Consider the following 16,233-nt stretch of genomic DNA (forward strand, 5'->3'; position numbering starts at 1 on the left):
TTCAGGCTCGCTCGATCTTTTCCATACCGCCCATATAGGGCCGCAGAACTTCAGGAATCGTCACCGAGCCGTCTTCGTTCTGGTAGTTCTCGATGACGGCGATCAGGGCGCGGCCGACGGCGACGCCCGATCCGTTGAGCGTGTGGACGAAGCGCGTCTGCTTCTCGCCCTCCGGCCGGTAGCGCGCCTCCATGCGGCGGGCCTGGAAATCGCCGCAGACCGAGCAGGATGAAATCTCGCGATAGGCGTTCTGCCCCGGCAGCCAGACCTCGATGTCGTAGGTCTTGCGCGACCCGAACCCCATGTCGCCGGTGCACAGCAGCATGGTGCGGAACGGCAGGCCAAGGCGCTTCAGCACCTCCTCGGCGCAGCCTGTCATCCGCTCGTGCTCCGCATCCGCCGTCTCGGCATCGGTGATCGACACCAGCTCGACCTTGTTGAACTGGTGCTGCCGCAGCATGCCGCGCGTGTCGCGGCCGGCAGAACCTGCTTCCGAGCGGAAGCACGGTGTCAGCGCCGTCATGCGGCGCGGCAGCGTCTTGGCGTCGAGGATTTCCTCGCGGACGAGGTTGGTCAGCGGCACCTCGGCTGTGGGGATGAGATAGAATTCTCTTCGGTCCGGTTGTTGGGTTAGCTCGAAATCGAGGATCTCGTTGAATGTCCGCTTGTCTACTTGGAATCCGAGCAAGCGCTCGATATCCGAGACAGAAACGGTGCCTGCTATCATCGCATTTAGCAATCGTTCCCTGAGTGGAACGCTGATCCCGGTTGCGAACAAATCCTCTTTGAACTTAGGCAGCTGCCCTGTCCCGAACATAGCCTCGTCCTTGACGAGCAGCGGCGGCTGCACCTCTTCATATCCATGCTCGTTCGTATGCAGGTCGAGCATGAACTGCCCGAGCGCCCGCTCCAGCCGCGCCAGCTTGCCCCGCACCACCGTGAAGCGACTGCCCGAGAGCTTGGCCGCCCGCTCGAAGTCCATCAGGCCGAGCGCCTCGCCGATCTCAAAATGCTCCTTCGGCTTGTTGCCCATGCGCGGCTGGCGCTCGGTGATCAGCTCCGTGCCCCATTCGCGCACCTTGACGTTATCGTGCTCGTCCTTGCCGACTGGAACGTCGTCCAGCGGGATGTTGGGGATCACGGCCAGCGCGTCGTTCAGAGCCTTGTCCAGCTCGCGCTCGCGCGCCTCGCCGTTCTGGATGAACTCCTTGATGCCCCTGACCTCGGCCTGCAACTCCTCTGCGCGGGCGGAATCCCCTGCCCGCATCGCATTGCCGATCTCCTTCGAGGCCGCGTTGCGCCGCTCCTGCTTGACCTGGAGTTCGCCGAGATGGGCGCGCCGGTCCTCGTCCTTCTGGATCAGGTCGGACACCGTCGATTCCGCGGACGCCTGCGACTGGCCGCGCTTCATCAGCGCCTTGGCCAGGATGTCGGGGTTTTCGCGGATCCATCTGATGTCGAGCATGATTTGTTCCGTTGACGCGTTTTCGGTGAGATCGCCCCCTCACCCGAACGGTCAGGGGGTTAAACCGTGCAACGGACCGACGCAATACGGATGCGCATCGTGTCGAGGCTCGAAACGAGAATTGAACGCGCGCCGGCGCCTATTCGGCGGGCTTGGCCTCGGCCTGCGCCTTCGCTGACTCGGCAGCCTCCGCGGCTTCCCGTGCCAGCCTTTGCTTCTCTCGGTCGCGCTCGACCCAGCGAGCCAGGATGATCGACAGTTCGTAGAGCAGGATCGTCGGAACGGCGAGACCGATCTGGCTCACCGGGTCGGGCGGCGTCAGCACCGCGGCGACGATGAAGGCGATGACGATCGCCCATTTGCGCTTGTCCGCCAGCCCCTCGGACGAGAGCAGCCCGACACGCGCCATAAGCGTCGTCACTACCGGCAGCTGGAACACCAGACCGAAGGAGAAGATCAGCGTCATGATCAGTCCGAGATACTCGGACACCTTCGGCAACAGCGAGATTTCGACATGGCCGTCCCCGCCAGTCTGCTGCATGGCGAGGAAGAACCACATCACCATCGGCGTGAAGAAGAAGTAGACCAGCGCACCGCCGATCAGAAACAGCACGAATGACGCTACGAGGAAGGGGGCGAACGCCTGGCGCTCGTTCTTGTAGAGCCCAGGCGCGACGAATTTGTAGATCTGCGCCGCGATCAGTGGGAAGGCGATCAGCAGGCCGCCGAACATGGCGATCTTGATCTGCGTGAAGAAGAATTCCTGCGGCGCGGTGTAGATCAGCTCGACCTTGCTCGAATCGAGCCCCGCCCACTGCGTTGCCCACTGGAACGGAATCACCAGCAGGTTGAAGATCTGCTTGGCGAAAAAGAAGCAGCCGAGGAACGCGACGAAGAAGCCACCTATCGACCAAATCAGGCGAGTGCGCAGTTCAATGAGATGCTCGATCAGCGGTGCTGACGATTTCTCGATTTCGTCGTCTTCGGTGCTCACGCCTTGGTTCCGGCTTTCTTGCGGGTTGCCTTGGGCTTCGCCGGGGCAACAGTTGCAACGACAGGCTGGGCCGCGACAGGTGCGGCAGGCGCTTCGGCGGCGGTGGATGCGACCGGAGCCGGCGCCTCGGCGACGGCGGCCGGGGCGGCTGTTTCACCCGGGATCGCCGCAGTGCCGGCCTTCAGCGGTTCGGCGGGGTGTACGTCCGGCGAAGCCGTGGGCTTGGGAGCCGGCTTAAGCGCGGCCTCGAGCCCGGCGCGGACATCGGCGGCCGCCTTTTCCATCGGATTGAGGGCCTTTTTGATGTCGCTCGCCGGATTGAGGCCCTTGAGCTGGTCGATCGACGACTTCACGTCGTCGAGCTCAGCCTCCTTCAGCGCCTCATCGAACTGCCGGCGGAAATCGTTCGCCATCGACCGCATCTTGGCGGTCGTGCGGCCGAAACTGCGCAGCATGCGCGGCAAGTCCTTAGGCCCGACGACCACGATCATGACGATCGCGATCACAAGCATTTCCGTCCAGCCGACATCCAGCATGGCGATTACTCCGGCCAGTCAGATCGGGCAGCGTCCAAAGGGCGCCGCTCAGGTCTTGCTGACGGTCTCCTTAGCCGACGTCACGGTCTCGTCGGCGCGATGATCGACCGTCTTCGGCGCATCGGCTGCCTCGTCGTCCGCCATGCCCTTCTTGAAGCTCTTGATGCCCTTGGCCATGTCACCCATCAGCTCCGGGATCTTGCCCCGGCCGAATAGGAGAAGCACGACGACCAGCACGATGAGCCAGTGCCAAATCGAGAAGGAACCCATGACTATCCTCTTTCGAACAAGTTCGTTGGCATGATCTAAGCGTTTTTGCCGGCTCTTTCAAACACAAGCACGTCGCTTTCACGAATCGTGAGCGTTATGTCGCGCCGGCCGGCCGGGTACCTGGCCGCATTTCATACGAGCGCGTACAGGTTGATCGGCGCCCGCGACCCGGATTTCGAACAGTTCTGCGTCGCCCAGGAAGCGCCGCGAGATGATCCGGCCGGGCGTTCCGGCATCGCCCTCTCCCGCCGAAATTCCGCCAAGCCGCACCGCGACCTGTGCCGCCGCGCCATCGGTAAGCCCGGCGGCTGCGAAGTTCCCGACCGGCGTCGCCACGCGCCCGTCGGCCACCTCGCATTCGAAGACATTGATTTCCGAAAAGAATCCGGCGGCAAAAAGGCTGTTTGGACGATTGTAGAGCTCTTCCGCCGTTCCAGTCTGCACGAGCCTGCCGTCGCGCAACAGCGCGATGCGGTCGCCCATGCGCATCGCCTCCTCCGCGTCATGCGTCACCACGATCGCCGTCGCGCGGCTTTCGCGCAGGATGGCGAGTGTTTCGGCGCGGACGGAATCCTTCAGGCGCGAATCGAGGCCGGAGAACGGCTCGTCCATCAAAAGCACCGTCGGCCGCGGCGCGCAGCGCGCGGGCGAGTGCCACCCGTTGCTGCTCGCCGCCGGACAGGAGATGCGGATAGGCCTGCGCATATTGCTGCAGGCCGACGCGCGACAGCGCGATCCCGGCCTCCCGGTCCGCTTCCGCGCGCGACATCGCCGTCAGGCCGAAGCGCACGTTTTCCAGGATCGTGAGATGCGGAAACAGCGCGAAATCCTGGAAGACCAGACCGATTGACCGCTTCTCCGGCGGCAGGAACACCGACGGCCCGGCGATTTCGCGCTCGTTCATCAGCACCCGCCCGGACGTCTGCGGTTCGATGCCGGCGGCGATCCTGAGCAGTGTCGTCTTGCCGGAGCCGGATGGGCCGAGCAGGCAGAGCACCTCGCCCGGCTCCGCAGTCAGAGATACGTCGGACAACGTCTCGCCATTGCCGGCGAAGGAGTGCGAAATGTTCTCGAAGGACAGCCGCGCCGCGAATGTCACCCCGGCCGGCACCCGGGCCGCGGACTGCGCAGCGTTCGTCATCTATCCTAGCACCTCGACCGGTCGGGCCGCGAAACGGCCGGTCCGGTCAATCATCCCCGCCCTTGGGTGTCAACAGGCCGAGCTCCTCGAGGTCGATGTCGGTCAGTTCGTCCTCGTCGTCGGCAAGCAGGCCGGGATCGGCCATCGGCGTGGGGACCTGGAAGTTGGACGGCATCCGCGCCGAAAGCAGCCCCGCCCCCTTCAGCTCGTCCATGCCGGGCAGGTCACGGATCTCAGCGAGGCCAAAGTGGTCGAGGAACGCGTCGGTCGTGCCGTAGGTCACCGGGCGGCCTGGCGTGCGGCGGCGGCCGCGCATCCGCACCCAGCCCGTCTCCATCAGCAGGTCCAGCGTGCCCTTGGAGGTCTCGACGCCGCGGATCTCCTCGATCTCGGCCCGCGTCACTGGCTGGTGATAGGCCACGATCGACAGGACCTCCAGCGCCGCGCGCGACAGCTTCTTCTGCTGCACCGCGTCGCGGTTCATCAGGAAGGCAAGGTCGCCGGCCGTGCGGAAGGCCCAGCCGTCGCCGATGCGCATCAGGTTGACGCCGCGCTTTTCGTAGATGCGCTGCAGTTCGGACATCACATAAGGCACGTTGCTGCCCTGCGGCAGGCGCGCGGCGAGCGCTTTCTCCGACACGGGTTCCGCCGACGCGAACACGATCGCCTCTGCCATACGCATGGTCTCGGCCAGATGCAGCCGCGTGGCGGGATTGTCGAACACGTCGCGCGTGCCCGGCTCTTCGTCGTCCATGACGGACATGACCGCGTTCCCACCTTCAGTCATAGGCAACCTCCGCCAGCCGGTCGGCCTTCGGTCCGCCGCGCAGGTAGATCGGCGCGAACGCGCCGTCCTGGCGGACTTCAAGCTTGCCCTCGCGCACCAGTTCGAGGCTCGCCGCGAAGGAACTTGCGATCGCCGTGGCACGCTCCTGCGGCGCGGCGATGTATTCGATCAGGAACTGGTCGAGTGCCGTCCAGTCCTTCATCCTGCCGACGAGGCGGATCAGGATGTCGCGCGCCTCCTTGAGCGACCAGACAGCACGCTTGGCAATCCTGACATTGGTGATCGCCTGGCGCTGGCGCTGCGCCGCATATGCTGTGAGCAGGTCGTAGAGCGAGGCGGAATAGGTGTTCGTCGTCTCAACCACGACCGTTTCAGGCATGCCGCGCGCGAAGATGTCCCGGCCGAGCCGGTTCCGGTTGACGAGCCGCGCCGCCATGTCGCGCATGGCCTCCAGGCGCTTCAGGCGGAACTGCAGGATCGCCGCCATCTCCTCGCCGCTCTCCTCCTCGTCACCCGCCTGCTTCGGGATCAGCAGCTTCGACTTGAGGAAGGCGAGCCAGGCCGCCATGACGAGATAGTCGGCCGCGACCTCGAGCTTCAGCTTCCGCACCCGGTCGATGAAGACGAGATACTGCTCGACCAGCGCCAGGATGGAGATCCGCGCGAGGTCGACCTTCTGGGTGCGCGCAAGATGCAGCAGCAGGTCGAGCGGGCCTTCGAAGCCGGACACGTCGACGACAAGGGCCTCGTCCGGGTCCGGACGCGGATCGTCGTTGTCCGCCCACAGGCGGTCCATCGGCGTGGGCTTAGCCCTGCTGTCGCTCCGCTCGTTCACGCGAAGACCCGTTCCTCATGCGACGGCCTCGAAATAGGCCGCGAATTCGTCCCGAACGGCGCGTTCGTCCGCCCCGTCCGTCCTGCCGAGCGGCGCCATTGCGCGCTTCGCCCGTTCCAGCGCCTTGCCCTGCAATGCCGGAACGGCCGAGGCGACGGGCGCCATCTCGTCCATCAGCCCGTTGCAGTGAAGAACCACATCGCATCCGGCCGCAAGGCTCGCGGCCGCGCGGGCGGCGAAATCCCCAGAAAGCGCCTTCATCGACAGGTCGTCGCTCATCAGGAGCCCGTCGAAGCCGATCTCGCCGCGGATATAGTCGGAGATGACCGTCGGCGAGGTCGTCGCCGGCCGCTCGGGGTCGATGGCCGAATAGATGACATGCGCCGTCATCGCCATGCCGAAGCCGGCATTGGCCTTGAACGGCGCGAAATCGTGCCGGCGGAGCTCCTCCAGCGGCGTGTCGACCACCGGCAGCGCATGATGCGAGTCCGAAAATGCCCGTCCATGCCCGGGAATGTGCTTGATAACCGGCAGCACGCCACCGGCAAGCAGGCCTTCCGCCGCCGCCTTGCCCAGGGCGGCAACCGTGTCGGGGTCCTTGCCGTAGGCGCGGTTGCCGATCACGTCATGCGCGCCCTCGACAGGCACGTCGAGGACCGGCAGGCAGTCCGCTGTGATGCCGAGCGCCGACAGGTCGAAGGCGTGCAGACGCGATAGCAGCCATGCCGCCCGCAGGCCCGCTTGCGGATCATGCCGGTAGAGCGCGCCGAGCGCGGAACCCGGCGGATAGTTCGGCGCAAGCGGCGGCCGCAACCGCTGGACGCGCCCGCCCTCCTGATCGATGAAGACGAGCGCATCGCTGCGGCCGGTGCAGTCGCGCAACGCGCCGACGAGGTCGCGGATCTGGCCAGGTTCCGAGACGTTGCGCGCGAACAGGATGAACGCCCATGGCCGCTCGTCGCGGAAGAACGCCGCCTCGTCGGGAGTAAGCGACAGGCCGGGTACAGCCCAGGATCATGGCTTTTGATTCGGTCATACGACGAGTCTAGAGCAAAGCGGCGCGCGCTGCACATGGCACTCGCTTCCAGAGAGATGCGGCCTGCAGGACCGAGTCTTCTCGACCGCACCTCACCGCCCTCCTCGGCCCAAACGGAAACGGGCGCCGCGAGGCGCCCGTCGAATTCCGCTTCTGCTTATCAGGATCACTGCGTGACGAAGCAACTCCCGCCTGCTGTCTTCAGCTTGGCGCAGAGGATGTTGGCGTCGTTCTTGGAAGCCGCGGGCACGCGCACGCGCCACATCGTCCCCTTGCCCGACACTTCGGCCTGGACGATGTTCACTCCCTTGCCGCCCAGCACCCCGCCGTAGCGGCGTGCGAGGTCCTCATAGGAGGCCTGGGCACCCTCACGGGTAGGCTGCGACGCGATCTGCACCGTCCAGAGGCCGGCCACCGGCGCGGTCGCAGCGGGTGCGCTCGCTTCCTGGACGGCCGGAGCCGCGGGCTGCGGGGCCGGCTCGGCGCGAACCGGCGCGGGCGCGGCGGCCGCCTGGCGGACAGGCTCTTCCGCAGCCGGCTGTGCCGTCCGGCTCGGACGTGGCAACGGCATGATCACATCGGACGCGGCCGGCGTTTGCAGGCCGGTTGCGCTGTCGTCGGCGGCGCTGTCGGGAGGCAAGATCGACACGTCGTCCCGCGCGCCGGGCACGGCCGAAGGCACCTGAGCACCGGGCTGCGCCGCGGCCATCGTCGCCGGATCGGCGTTGGTCGGCATGGTCGCCATCGCGGTGCCGGTCGTCTCGCCGGACGCCACCGCCGGCGGATCCTCGCGCGGCACCAGCGTTCCGTCCGGACGCACGATCATGGTGCGCACCTTCTTCGGCGCGATCGCCGCGACTTCCTGCGAAGGCTCGAGCCCTGCGCCGTTTCCTCCGGCGTCACGCGCTCCTCGGACTTCACGGTCGGAGTCTCGACGCCCGGCAGAGCGGCCGTCGGCTGTTCAGCGGCTGCCGGCGGGTTGGTAGCAGTATCCACCGCAGGTGCTGCCGGGCGGGCTGCAGGCGGCGGCGCGATCGGCTCTTCCGCGCCCGACACGAGCTTGTTCTGCGATGGGGCGGCAGCCGGTTGGCCGCGCACCTGCTCGTAGACCTTGCCGTCCTGGTTCGGGACGATCGCCCCGCCCGGATTCTCCGGCTTGACCTTGATCGGCGACGGATCGGCCTTGACGAGCGCCGGCGCACCATCTCCGACCGAGCCGCCGGTGAAGGCATAGGCACCGATACCGCCGATCACCGCAACGCTTGCAAGCAGGGCGGCGATCAGCAGACCGCGGCTCCGCTTCGGCTGTTCCTTCTCCATCTCCTCGCCGTAGAAATCTCCGGCGAAGGCGTCGTCGTCCTCGGCATAGGGCGGCTCGCCGCCCTGATCGAGCTGGAAGCCGGCAAGCTGGTCGTCATAATCCGTGACCGGCGCGTATTGCGTCGGCTGCGCGGCATACTGGTTCGGATAGGCCGCGCGGGCCGGTTCCGGAGCACGCTCGACATAGTAGCCGGCGCCGGGATCGGGCTGGGCAACGGATCTCGCGGCAGACGGGGTAGGCTTCGGCTCGGGAACCCGCGACAGCTGCTGGAACGCCGTCGCGAAGTCCGCATCGAGATCGTCGAATCCGACGGGCGTGACATTGGGCTCGTCGAAGGCGAAATCGGGAATATCCAGTTCGTCGGCAAGCGCCACCGCCTGGTCGGAAATCTCGACCGTCTCGATGTCGGGCGCGAAATTGGCGTCGTCCAGCAGATCGGCAAGGTCGGGAAACTCATCCTCGACCTGCTGCGGTTGCGGAGCAGGCTTCGCTGCGGCCGGAGCCGGCGCGAAGGCCGATGCAGCCGCCCCGCCGGCGGCGGAAGCCGCCAGACCGGCACGCGGCGCAAGCGGCATGTCGCTCTTCGGCGCTGCATACGGAGCTGCGGGACGCGGTGCTTCCGCACGCGGCGGTTCCACCGGAACAGGTGCTGCCGCGGCGACCTCGCGTTGCGGCGCAGCCTGCGTCCGCCACGAGGAGAAATCCGGCCGCGCCCCGGCCGCCGGTTCGGCGGCGATAGGGGCAGCAGACGGCGCCGGAGCGACCGTCACCGGGCGCAGGGTCTCCCGCGCCGTGGCATTCGGGTTGGCAACCGGATTGCTGCGGCTGAGGCTGCGGACGATCGGCGGCTGGGCCGCAAGCGCGGCGAGCGCCGCAAACGGATCCGCATCGTCCAGGTCCGGAGCAGCCGGCACCGGCGCCGCACGTTCAGCGACCGGCTCGGAGCGGCCCGCCTCGACGGACTTCATTTCGGCATAGCGCTGGCGCCAGTCGAACACCGGCGCCGCGGGACGCTCCTGCGCCACCGCACGCCGCTCTTCCGTGAAGGTGAGCGGACGCAGCGTCGCGGGCTTGGCTTCCGTCGACGGACCGGCGGTTTCGCGCGTCATCGGCTGGGGCTCGATATAGGGTGCCAGTTCGGCCTCGAGATCGATGACCGGATCATCGTCCACCTCGGCGGCGGCTTCAAGCTGCCGCTCGGCTGGATCAAACGCCATTTCGGCGTCGGCAAACTGCTGCTCCTCGTCGGTCTCTGCCACCGCTACAGCTTCAGCCTCGCCCCCGGCGAGCGTCTGCTCGAGTTCGGCGGCGAGATCGTCATGATCGAGATCAGCCTGATCGAAAGCGAAATCGTCGAAGGCCGGCATATCCGCCGTCACCTCTTCCTCGGCAGCCGCGACGACTTCCTCTGCCGCGGTCTCCTCGACGGCGACAAAATCGGCCGGCTCCTCATAGGTGGGCTCCGGATGATATGCCGACGTATCGTCGGAGGCCGCCGCCTCGACGGCGGAAGCCTCGGCCTCGGCGACCTCCTCGGAGATCGCGGACACCGCGTCCGACTGCGGCAGCACATGCGCATTGCCGGTGCGGCCCAGAAGCTGGCGCAGCTCGTCCTCGATTGACAGGGGCTTGCTTGGCGCGGGAGCGACCGCCGCCGGCTGCGCCACCATCTCAGGCGCCTCGGCGCGCAGTTCCACCTCGTCCGCCACGACGGTCTGCGGGGCAATTTCAGCCTCCGCCTCGGCGATGACTGCATCGTCATCGACGAACGCCGCGAAATCCTCAATGATATCGTCTGCCGCGAAATCCTCTTCCGCCGCCAGACCCTCGTCCGCGACGTATTCCTCTTCGGCTACGTGGTCGACATCGTCGATATGATCCGCCACGGCCATGCCTTCGAGGATCTGTCCGACGGTGTCGTCCACCTCGGCATCAACGGCATCCTGCTCAATATGAGCCGAAACCTCTTCGTCCATCCCGGCGGCAAGGTCGAAATCCTCGAACGCGGCATCCAGATCGGCAAGATCGTCTCCGAGCGCGACTTCCATCGCCTGGAGGTCCACATCGGTCTCAACGGTCGCAGCAACCGGCTCGGACGCCTGCTCCTCTGCCGTCTCGGACAGCATGTCCGCGAAAGCATCGTCGAAATCAGCCTGCAGCGTCTCGAATTCCGTAGCACCCTCCTCGGGCTGCGGAGCGCGCGCCTCGACGTCGGCGGCGGGCTCCTTGCCGAAGAGTTCGCCCATCAGTTCCTGCTCGAGATCGATCCCGAAATCCGCCTCGGACGAATTGGCTGCAGCCTCTTCCTTCGCCAGACCCATGATGCGGCTGAGTTCAGCCAGCGGATCGGTCTCCGGGAACTCGGAGGGACGCGCTGCCTTCAAGACGGTCTTGCTTGCCATCGTTTTTTCCCACACTCAAAACCCGTCCCGACGTGGCGCCAGGAACAAGTGGCCGTACCAGCGCAATGTGGGCAAAAGGTGACAGGTATTCCGCGTGAAACTAGCGCATTTCCCGGGGCGCCTCGGCTCCGATCAACGCCAGCCCGGACGATAAGACGCCCGAAACGGCCTGCACCAGCCCAAGTCTGGCATAGGTCAATTCTGGGTCGTTAACCTTAATAAAACGTAAGCCGGGGTTGTCGTTGCCGCGGTTCCACTGCGCATGGAACGCGGTCGCCACTTCGTAGAGGTAGAAAGCCAGGCGGTGCGGCTCCTTAGCGAGCGCTGCGCCCTCGATCAGGCGCGGATATTCGGCGAGCTTCTTGATGAGCGCGATCTCGCTCTCGTCGACGAGCAGATGCGCCCTCGCCGCCAGGTCGCCGACGGCCGGCAGCGCGGCTCCAAGCTGCTCCTCGGCCTGCCGCATCGCCGAATGCGTCCGCGCCGAGGCATACTGCACATAGAACACCGGATTGTCCTTCGACTGCTCCGTCACCTTGGCGAAGTCGAAGTCGAGCGGCGCGTCATTCTTGCGGTAGATCATCATGAAGCGGATCGGGTCGCGGCCGACCTCGTCGACCACGTCGCGCAGGGTGACGAAGTCGCCCGAGCGCTTCGACATGCGCACAGGCTCGCCGTCGCGGAACAGCTTCACGAGCTGGCAGAGCAGGACGGTAAGTTCGATCGCGTCTCCGCCGACGGCCCGAGCCAGAGCCTGCATGCGCTTCACATAGCCGCCGTGATCGGCGCCGAGGATGAAGATCATGTCTCTGAAGCCGCGCGCATACTTGTCGCACAGATAGGCGACGTCGGCTGCGAAGTAGGTGTAGGAGCCGTCCGACTTCACCAGCGGCCGGTCGATATCGTCGCCGATCTCGGTCGAGCGGAACAAGGTCTGCTCGCGGTCTTCCCAGTCCTCGGGCAGCTGGCCTTTCGGCGGCGGTAGCTTGCCCTTGTAGACATGACCCTTCATCGTCAGCTCGTTCAGCGCCGTGCGGATCTTGCGGCCGCCGTCGGCATGCAGCGTGCGCTCCGAGAAGAACACCTCGTGATGGACGTTGAGCGCGGCGAGGTCCTCCCGGATCATCACCATCATGGCGTCGATGGTCCGGTCCTTGACGATTGCCAGCGCCTCGTCTTCCGGCATCTGGTTGAGGCCATGGCCGAATTCCTTGGCCAGCGCCTCGCCGACCGGCACGAGATAGTCGCCCGGATAGAGGCCGGGCGGAATTTCGCCGATCTCCTCGCCGAGCGCCTGCCGGTAGCGCAGCATCACCGAGCGGCCAAGCACGTCGATCTGCACGCCGGCATCGTTGATGTAGTATTCCTTCGTCACGTCGTAGCCTGCGAAGGCGAGAAGGTTGGCGAGCACGTCGCCCACCACAGCGCCGCGGCAATGGCCGACATGCATCGGCCCGGTCGGGTTGGCCGACACATATTCGACATTGGTCTTGCGGCCGGCGCCCACCTGCGATCGGCCATAGTCGGCGCCGGCCGCCAGCATCGCCTTCAGCGTCCCGTGCCAGAAGCCGTCCGAGAGACGGAGATTGATAAAGCCCGGACCGGCGACCTCGACCGAGGCAATGTCGGCATCGCTGCGCAGGGCGCCGGCGATCTTCTCCGCCAGCGCGCGCGGATTCTCGCCGACGCCCTTGGCGAGCACCATCGCCGCGTTCGTGGCGAGGTCGCCGTGCGAGGCATCTCGCGGCGGCTCGACCGTGACGCGGCTGGTGTCCAGCGCGCCGCCGTCCTTGGGCGTGAGCGCGAGAGCGTCCACCACCGTCCTGATCCGCGCGTTGAAGTCGGCGAAAATGTTCATCGCATCGTCCGTATCGAAGTATTCCGCAGGCCCGGCACCGCTGGCCGGGGCCGCGGCTGCGCCTATCCCAAATCGGGGGTGTGGTCAAACAGGCGCCGATGCTCCTTGAGCGCATAGGTGTCCGTCATGCCGGCGAGGAAATCCGCCACATGGCGCGCCTTGATCGTTTCGGTGGCATTGGCGAGCACGCCGCGCCAGCCTTCCGGCATCTCGCCCGGATCGGTCATGTAACGGGCGAAGAGTTCGCGCAGCACACGGTCCGCCTCCGCGCGCACCGCCATCACGGTCGGGTTGCGGTAGAGATTGCGGTAGAGGAAGGCCTTCAACTCGGCCTCCTGCGCGGTCATGTCCGGCGAGAACACCACCATGGCCCGCCCTGCCCTGCGGATGTCATCGGCGCTGCCGGGCTTTGTCTCGGTAAGCCTCTGCTGCGCCGTCACGATCACATCTTCCACCATGCGCGTGATCTGGCGCCGCACGAGTTCATGCCCCGTCCGCACCGGATCGAGCGCCGGATAGAGACGGCGCACCTCGCCGAGAATTCCGGCCGGCAGGCTCACCTCTTCAAGTGCGTCGAGCTTCAAAAGGCCGGACCTCAGCCCGTCGTCGATGTCATGCGCATTGTAGGCAATGTCGTCGGCGATCGCCGCGCACTGCGCCTCGAGCCCGGCATGTTCCGCAAGATGAAGGTCGTAGAGCGTGTTGAAGTCGCGGATCGAGCGCGGCACCGGCCCCTTCAGCCCCTTGCCCGCCGCATTGACCAGCGGCCCGTTGTGCTTCACGAGCCCTTCCAGCGTCTCCCAGGTCAGGTTGAGGCCGTCGAACTCGGCATAGCGGCGCTCCAGCTTGGTCACGACCCGCAGCGCCTGTGCATTGTGGTCGAAGCCGCCGAACTCGGCCATGCACTCATTCAGCGTGTCCTCGCCCGTATGCCCGAACGGCGTGTGGCCGAAATCGTGGACCAGCGCCACCGCCTCGGCGAGATCCTCGTCGGCTCGTAGTGCCCTGGCCAGCGCGCGGGCGATCTGCGCCACCTCGATCGAATGCGTCAGCCGAGTGCGGTAATGGTCGCCTTCATGGGCGATGAAGACCTGGGTCTTGTGCTTGAGCCGCCGGAAGGCGGTCGAATGGATGATCCTGTCGCGATCGCGCTGGAAAGGCGAGCGCGTCGGGCTTTCCGTCTCTTCGTAGAAGCGCCCCCGCGACCGCGCCGGGTCGCTGGCATAGGCAGCCCGCGGGCGGTAACCGAAGCCGATGCCCTCGAAGGTGCTGTTCTCCCCGGACATGGCGACCCGCCGCTGGTTGACTTGGATGGTGGCGCTTCATACCTATTGCTGAGAGACGAATGCAAGGTGACGCCATGGGCACGGACGCCAAGACTGCCATGAAGGGCATCGACGTGACGGACGCCGCGGCGTCGCGCGTCGCCAAGATCGTTGCGAAGGAGCCGGGCAAGTCGGCGCTTCGCGTGTCCGTCGAGGGCGGCGGCTGCTCAGGCTTCTCCTACAAGTTCGACCTGGTCGACGGCCGCAACGAAGACGATATCGCCATCGAGAAGAACGGCGCGACGATCCTGATCGACGAGCTGTCGCTTATCTACATGGGCGGTTCGGTGATCGACTTCGTCGACGACCTGATGGGCCAGTCCTTCCAGATCAGGAATCCGAACGCGGTCGCCTCCTGCGGCTGCGGCACCAGCTTCTCGATCTGACCGCGATGAAGATCGCCACCTGGAACATCAACGGCGTCAAGGCACGCATCGAGAATCTCGTCGCGTGGCTCAAGGAGAGCCAGCCCGACATCGTCTGCCTCCAGGAGATCAAGACGGTCGACGAAGGGTTCCCCCGTGCCGAGGTCGAAGCGCTCGGCTACAATATCGAGACGCACGGCCAAAAGGGCTTCAACGGCGTCGCGATCCTGTCGAAACTACCTTTCGGTGAAGTGATCCGCGGCCTGCCCGGCGATGACGAGGACGACCAGGCGCGGTTCATCGAAGGCGTGTTCTCGGTCGTCGACGCCAAGGGCCGCAAGACGGCACTGCGCGTCGTGTCCCTCTATCTTCCCAACGGCAATCCGATCTCGGAAGACCGCAAGTTCGGCTATAAGCTGCGCTGGATGGCCCGGCTCGAACGCTGGGCGGCCGAACGCCTTCGCCTGGAGGAGCCGCTGGTGCTCGCCGGCGACTACAACGTCATTCCCGAGAAGGAGGACGCCAGGCGCTGGCAGGACTGGGTGAACGACGCCCTGTTCCAGCCCGAATCGCGACAGGCCTTTCGCCGGCTGGTGTCGCTGGGCTTTACGGAATCGATCCGCTCCGTGACCGATTCGCCTGAGGTCTACACGTTCTGGGACTATCAGGCCGGCGCCTGGCAGAAGAACAACGGCATCCGCATCGACCACTTGCTGCTGTCGCCCGAAGCGTCGAACACGCTGCGCAGCGCATCAGTCGAAAAGCATGTGAGGTCCTGGGAAAAGCCCTCGGACCCACGTACCAGTCGCCATCGATCTGGAGATTGCCGCGCCTGCCTGAGACGCGGAGATAAGCCTATTTGGCGTTGCCGAGCATGTCCTGCGCAAGCGCGATCGCCGTGCGGCGGTCGGCCTCTGTCGCCAGCGCGAAGGCCTCTTCCTGCATGCCGCCGATCCACTGCCGGTCGCTCGGGTCGGCACGCTCCATCGCCGCCGTCAGCATCGCCAGGCCGCGCACGACCTTGCCGCGCTGGTAGAGCAGGTTGCCAAGGGTCGCCTGCGCGCCGGCATGCCCCTTTTCCGCCGCGAGCTGCAGCCAGCGGCCGGCCTGCTTGATGGAAGCCTTCACACCCTCGCCATTGAGGAACATGCGGCCGAGCTCGAACTGCGCCGTCGGGTTGCGGTAGTTGGTGGCCGCGTCGCGATAGTATTCCTGCGCAAGCACGGGATCGGCCTTGACCGGGCTTCCCGGAATGCCCTTGCGCACATAGCCGCCGATCGCCACCAGCGCGTCGGAGACGTAGGCCGCCTCGACGCTGCCGTGCTCGACGCCCTGGTTCACGATCTGGGAATAGAACTTGAAGGCCTCGTAGTCGTTCTGCGTGACGCCGTCGCCATCGGCATACATGCGCGCGAGCTTCCACTGCGCGCCGAGCTGGCCTTTCTCGGCCGCGTAGCGATAGGCTTCCATCGCCTCGCCCTTGTGGCCGCTGCGATATTTGTCGAAACCGTCGCGCAGCGCTTCCCAGGGATTGGACAGCGGCGCACTGCCCGTCGACGCCGGGTCCAGCGCCAAGGCCGAGCCCATGCCTGCAAGCAGCAGGCCGGCCGCGACGGCGCCGACTCGTATGGATCCCTGTATCCGCATCTCAGTCAAAATCGCTCACGCTCTACGCATCGCCCGGACGCTGCCCTGCGCCCACACCGCATCCGCGGCAACAGCCTTGAAAACGGAAAGTCTTCCTCCGCCCGTGCGGAGGAACCTGCTTCCAACCTTCATGCCGCTGCTGTTGGTCACGGCGTCCCTTTTTGTTGCGGCCGCTTGGCTGCGGCGCTGCCTTGTCCTGCGGCCCGCGGGCTGCGTTCGAAGTGGCCTTCGAGGTGCTCCGGGTTTATGGC

12 protein-coding genes and 3 pseudogenes are annotated in these 16,233 nt (G+C 66.0%); 2 read left to right on the forward strand and 13 right to left on the reverse strand.

Translation table 11 applies throughout. The annotated features are described in order from the left end of the window. Window position 1: 1 nt before the first annotated feature. From serS to LRS09_RS25665, 12 genes and pseudogenes are all read right to left on the reverse strand, one after another. Window positions 2–1,465 (reverse strand): serine--tRNA ligase, encoded by a 1,464-nt coding sequence (serS, locus tag LRS09_RS30435; RefSeq protein WP_257809866.1) that lies wholly within the window; start codon window positions 1,463–1,465, stop codon window positions 2–4. A gap of 139 nt (window positions 1,466–1,604) precedes the next feature. Next, on the reverse strand, window positions 1,605–2,459 hold the full coding sequence (gene tatC / locus LRS09_RS25615) for a twin-arginine translocase subunit TatC (protein ID WP_257809867.1): 855 nt from the start codon (window positions 2,457–2,459) through the stop codon (window positions 1,605–1,607). Continuing rightward, window positions 2,456–2,995 (reverse strand): Sec-independent protein translocase protein TatB, encoded by a 540-nt coding sequence (tatB, locus tag LRS09_RS30440; protein WP_374684883.1) that lies wholly within the window; start codon window positions 2,993–2,995, stop codon window positions 2,456–2,458. The genes tatC and tatB overlap by 4 nt, the downstream gene beginning before the upstream one ends. A gap of 48 nt (window positions 2,996–3,043) precedes the next feature. Beyond that, window positions 3,044–3,265 carry a twin-arginine translocase TatA/TatE family subunit gene (locus tag LRS09_RS25625; protein WP_257809868.1) on the reverse strand — a complete coding sequence of 74 codons (222 nt, stop codon included), beginning with the start codon at window positions 3,263–3,265 and terminating at the stop codon, window positions 3,044–3,046. A 35-nt stretch (window positions 3,266–3,300) separates the two neighbouring features. Further along, a pseudogene (locus LRS09_RS25630) lies at window positions 3,301–4,406 on the reverse strand (ABC transporter ATP-binding protein). Window positions 4,407–4,452: 46 nt separating this feature from the next. Next, window positions 4,453–5,193: an SMC-Scp complex subunit ScpB gene (gene scpB, locus LRS09_RS25635; RefSeq protein WP_257809869.1), complete on the reverse strand. Its 741-nt coding sequence runs from the start codon at window positions 5,191–5,193 to the stop codon at window positions 4,453–4,455. After that, entirely contained in the window at window positions 5,186–5,989 is an 804-nt protein-coding gene (locus LRS09_RS25640; RefSeq protein ID WP_257810313.1) for a ScpA family protein, read from the reverse strand. The genes scpB and LRS09_RS25640 overlap by 8 nt, the downstream gene beginning before the upstream one ends. A 54-nt stretch (window positions 5,990–6,043) precedes the next feature. Continuing rightward, window positions 6,044–7,064, reverse strand: a pseudogene (gene nagZ / locus LRS09_RS25645) (beta-N-acetylhexosaminidase). Between the two features lie 166 nt (window positions 7,065–7,230). Beyond that, the gene (locus LRS09_RS25650) at window positions 7,231–7,890 is read right to left on the reverse strand and encodes an SPOR domain-containing protein (RefSeq protein WP_257809871.1); all 660 of its coding nucleotides are present in this window, start codon (window positions 7,888–7,890) and stop codon (window positions 7,231–7,233) included. Next, the gene (locus LRS09_RS25655) at window positions 7,887–10,787 is read right to left on the reverse strand and encodes a hypothetical protein (protein ID WP_257809872.1); all 2,901 of its coding nucleotides are present in this window, start codon (window positions 10,785–10,787) and stop codon (window positions 7,887–7,889) included. Before LRS09_RS25655 ends, LRS09_RS25650 begins: the two co-directional genes overlap by 4 nt. 100 nt (window positions 10,788–10,887) lie before the next feature. After that, window positions 10,888–12,645 (reverse strand): arginine--tRNA ligase, encoded by a 1,758-nt coding sequence (argS, locus tag LRS09_RS25660; RefSeq protein WP_257809873.1) that lies wholly within the window; start codon window positions 12,643–12,645, stop codon window positions 10,888–10,890. A 62-nt stretch (window positions 12,646–12,707) separates the two neighbouring features. Continuing rightward, window positions 12,708–13,931, reverse strand: a complete 1,224-nt coding sequence (locus LRS09_RS25665) for a deoxyguanosinetriphosphate triphosphohydrolase (protein WP_257809874.1) — start codon at window positions 13,929–13,931, stop codon at window positions 12,708–12,710. Between the two features lie 74 nt (window positions 13,932–14,005). Here LRS09_RS25665 and erpA point away from each other — a divergent pair, with 74 nt between their 5' ends. Both erpA and xth read left to right on the forward strand, forming a co-directional pair. Then, a complete protein-coding gene (gene erpA, locus LRS09_RS25670) occupies window positions 14,006–14,356 on the forward strand; it encodes an iron-sulfur cluster insertion protein ErpA (protein ID WP_257810314.1) in 351 nt (116 codons plus the stop codon). A gap of 5 nt (window positions 14,357–14,361) precedes the next feature. Next, window positions 14,362–15,175: pseudogene (gene xth, locus LRS09_RS25675) on the forward strand (exodeoxyribonuclease III). 15 nt (window positions 15,176–15,190) lie between these two features. Here xth and LRS09_RS25680 read toward each other — a convergent pair. Then, the gene (locus LRS09_RS25680) at window positions 15,191–15,982 is read right to left on the reverse strand and encodes a tetratricopeptide repeat protein (protein WP_257809875.1); all 792 of its coding nucleotides are present in this window, start codon (window positions 15,980–15,982) and stop codon (window positions 15,191–15,193) included. Window positions 15,983–16,233: the final 251 nt, after the last annotated feature.

It is taken from the genome of Mesorhizobium sp. J428 (genome assembly GCF_024699925.1).
Taxonomy (GTDB): domain Bacteria; phylum Pseudomonadota; class Alphaproteobacteria; order Rhizobiales; family Rhizobiaceae; genus Mesorhizobium_A.

What these genes read in the sequence shown, in the direction of transcription:
- LRS09_RS25655 (WP_257809872.1), bottom strand. Translation starts at nt 10,787, where the DNA reads ATGGCAAGCAAGACCGTCTTGAAGGCAGCGCGTCCCTCCGAGTTCCCG.
- erpA (WP_257810314.1), top strand. Translation starts at nt 14,006, where the DNA reads ATGGGCACGGACGCCAAGACTGCCATGAAGGGCATCGACGTGACGGAC.
- LRS09_RS25665 (WP_257809874.1), bottom strand. Translation starts at nt 13,931, where the DNA reads ATGTCCGGGGAGAACAGCACCTTCGAGGGCATCGGCTTCGGTTACCGC.
- scpB (WP_257809869.1), bottom strand. Translation starts at nt 5,193, where the DNA reads ATGACTGAAGGTGGGAACGCGGTCATGTCCGTCATGGACGACGAAGAG.
- LRS09_RS25680 (WP_257809875.1), bottom strand. Translation starts at nt 15,982, where the DNA reads ATGCGGATACAGGGATCCATACGAGTCGGCGCCGTCGCGGCCGGCCTG.
- tatB (WP_374684883.1), bottom strand. Translation starts at nt 2,995, where the DNA reads ATGCTGGATGTCGGCTGGACGGAAATGCTTGTGATCGCGATCGTCATG.
- LRS09_RS25640 (WP_257810313.1), bottom strand. Translation starts at nt 5,989, where the DNA reads ATGGACCGCCTGTGGGCGGACAACGACGATCCGCGTCCGGACCCGGAC.
- LRS09_RS25625 (WP_257809868.1), bottom strand. Translation starts at nt 3,265, where the DNA reads ATGGGTTCCTTCTCGATTTGGCACTGGCTCATCGTGCTGGTCGTCGTG.
- argS (WP_257809873.1), bottom strand. Translation starts at nt 12,645, where the DNA reads ATGAACATTTTCGCCGACTTCAACGCGCGGATCAGGACGGTGGTGGAC.
- LRS09_RS25650 (WP_257809871.1), bottom strand. Translation starts at nt 7,890, where the DNA reads ATGATCGTGCGTCCGGACGGAACGCTGGTGCCGCGCGAGGATCCGCCG.
- serS (WP_257809866.1), bottom strand. Translation starts at nt 1,465, where the DNA reads ATGCTCGACATCAGATGGATCCGCGAAAACCCCGACATCCTGGCCAAG.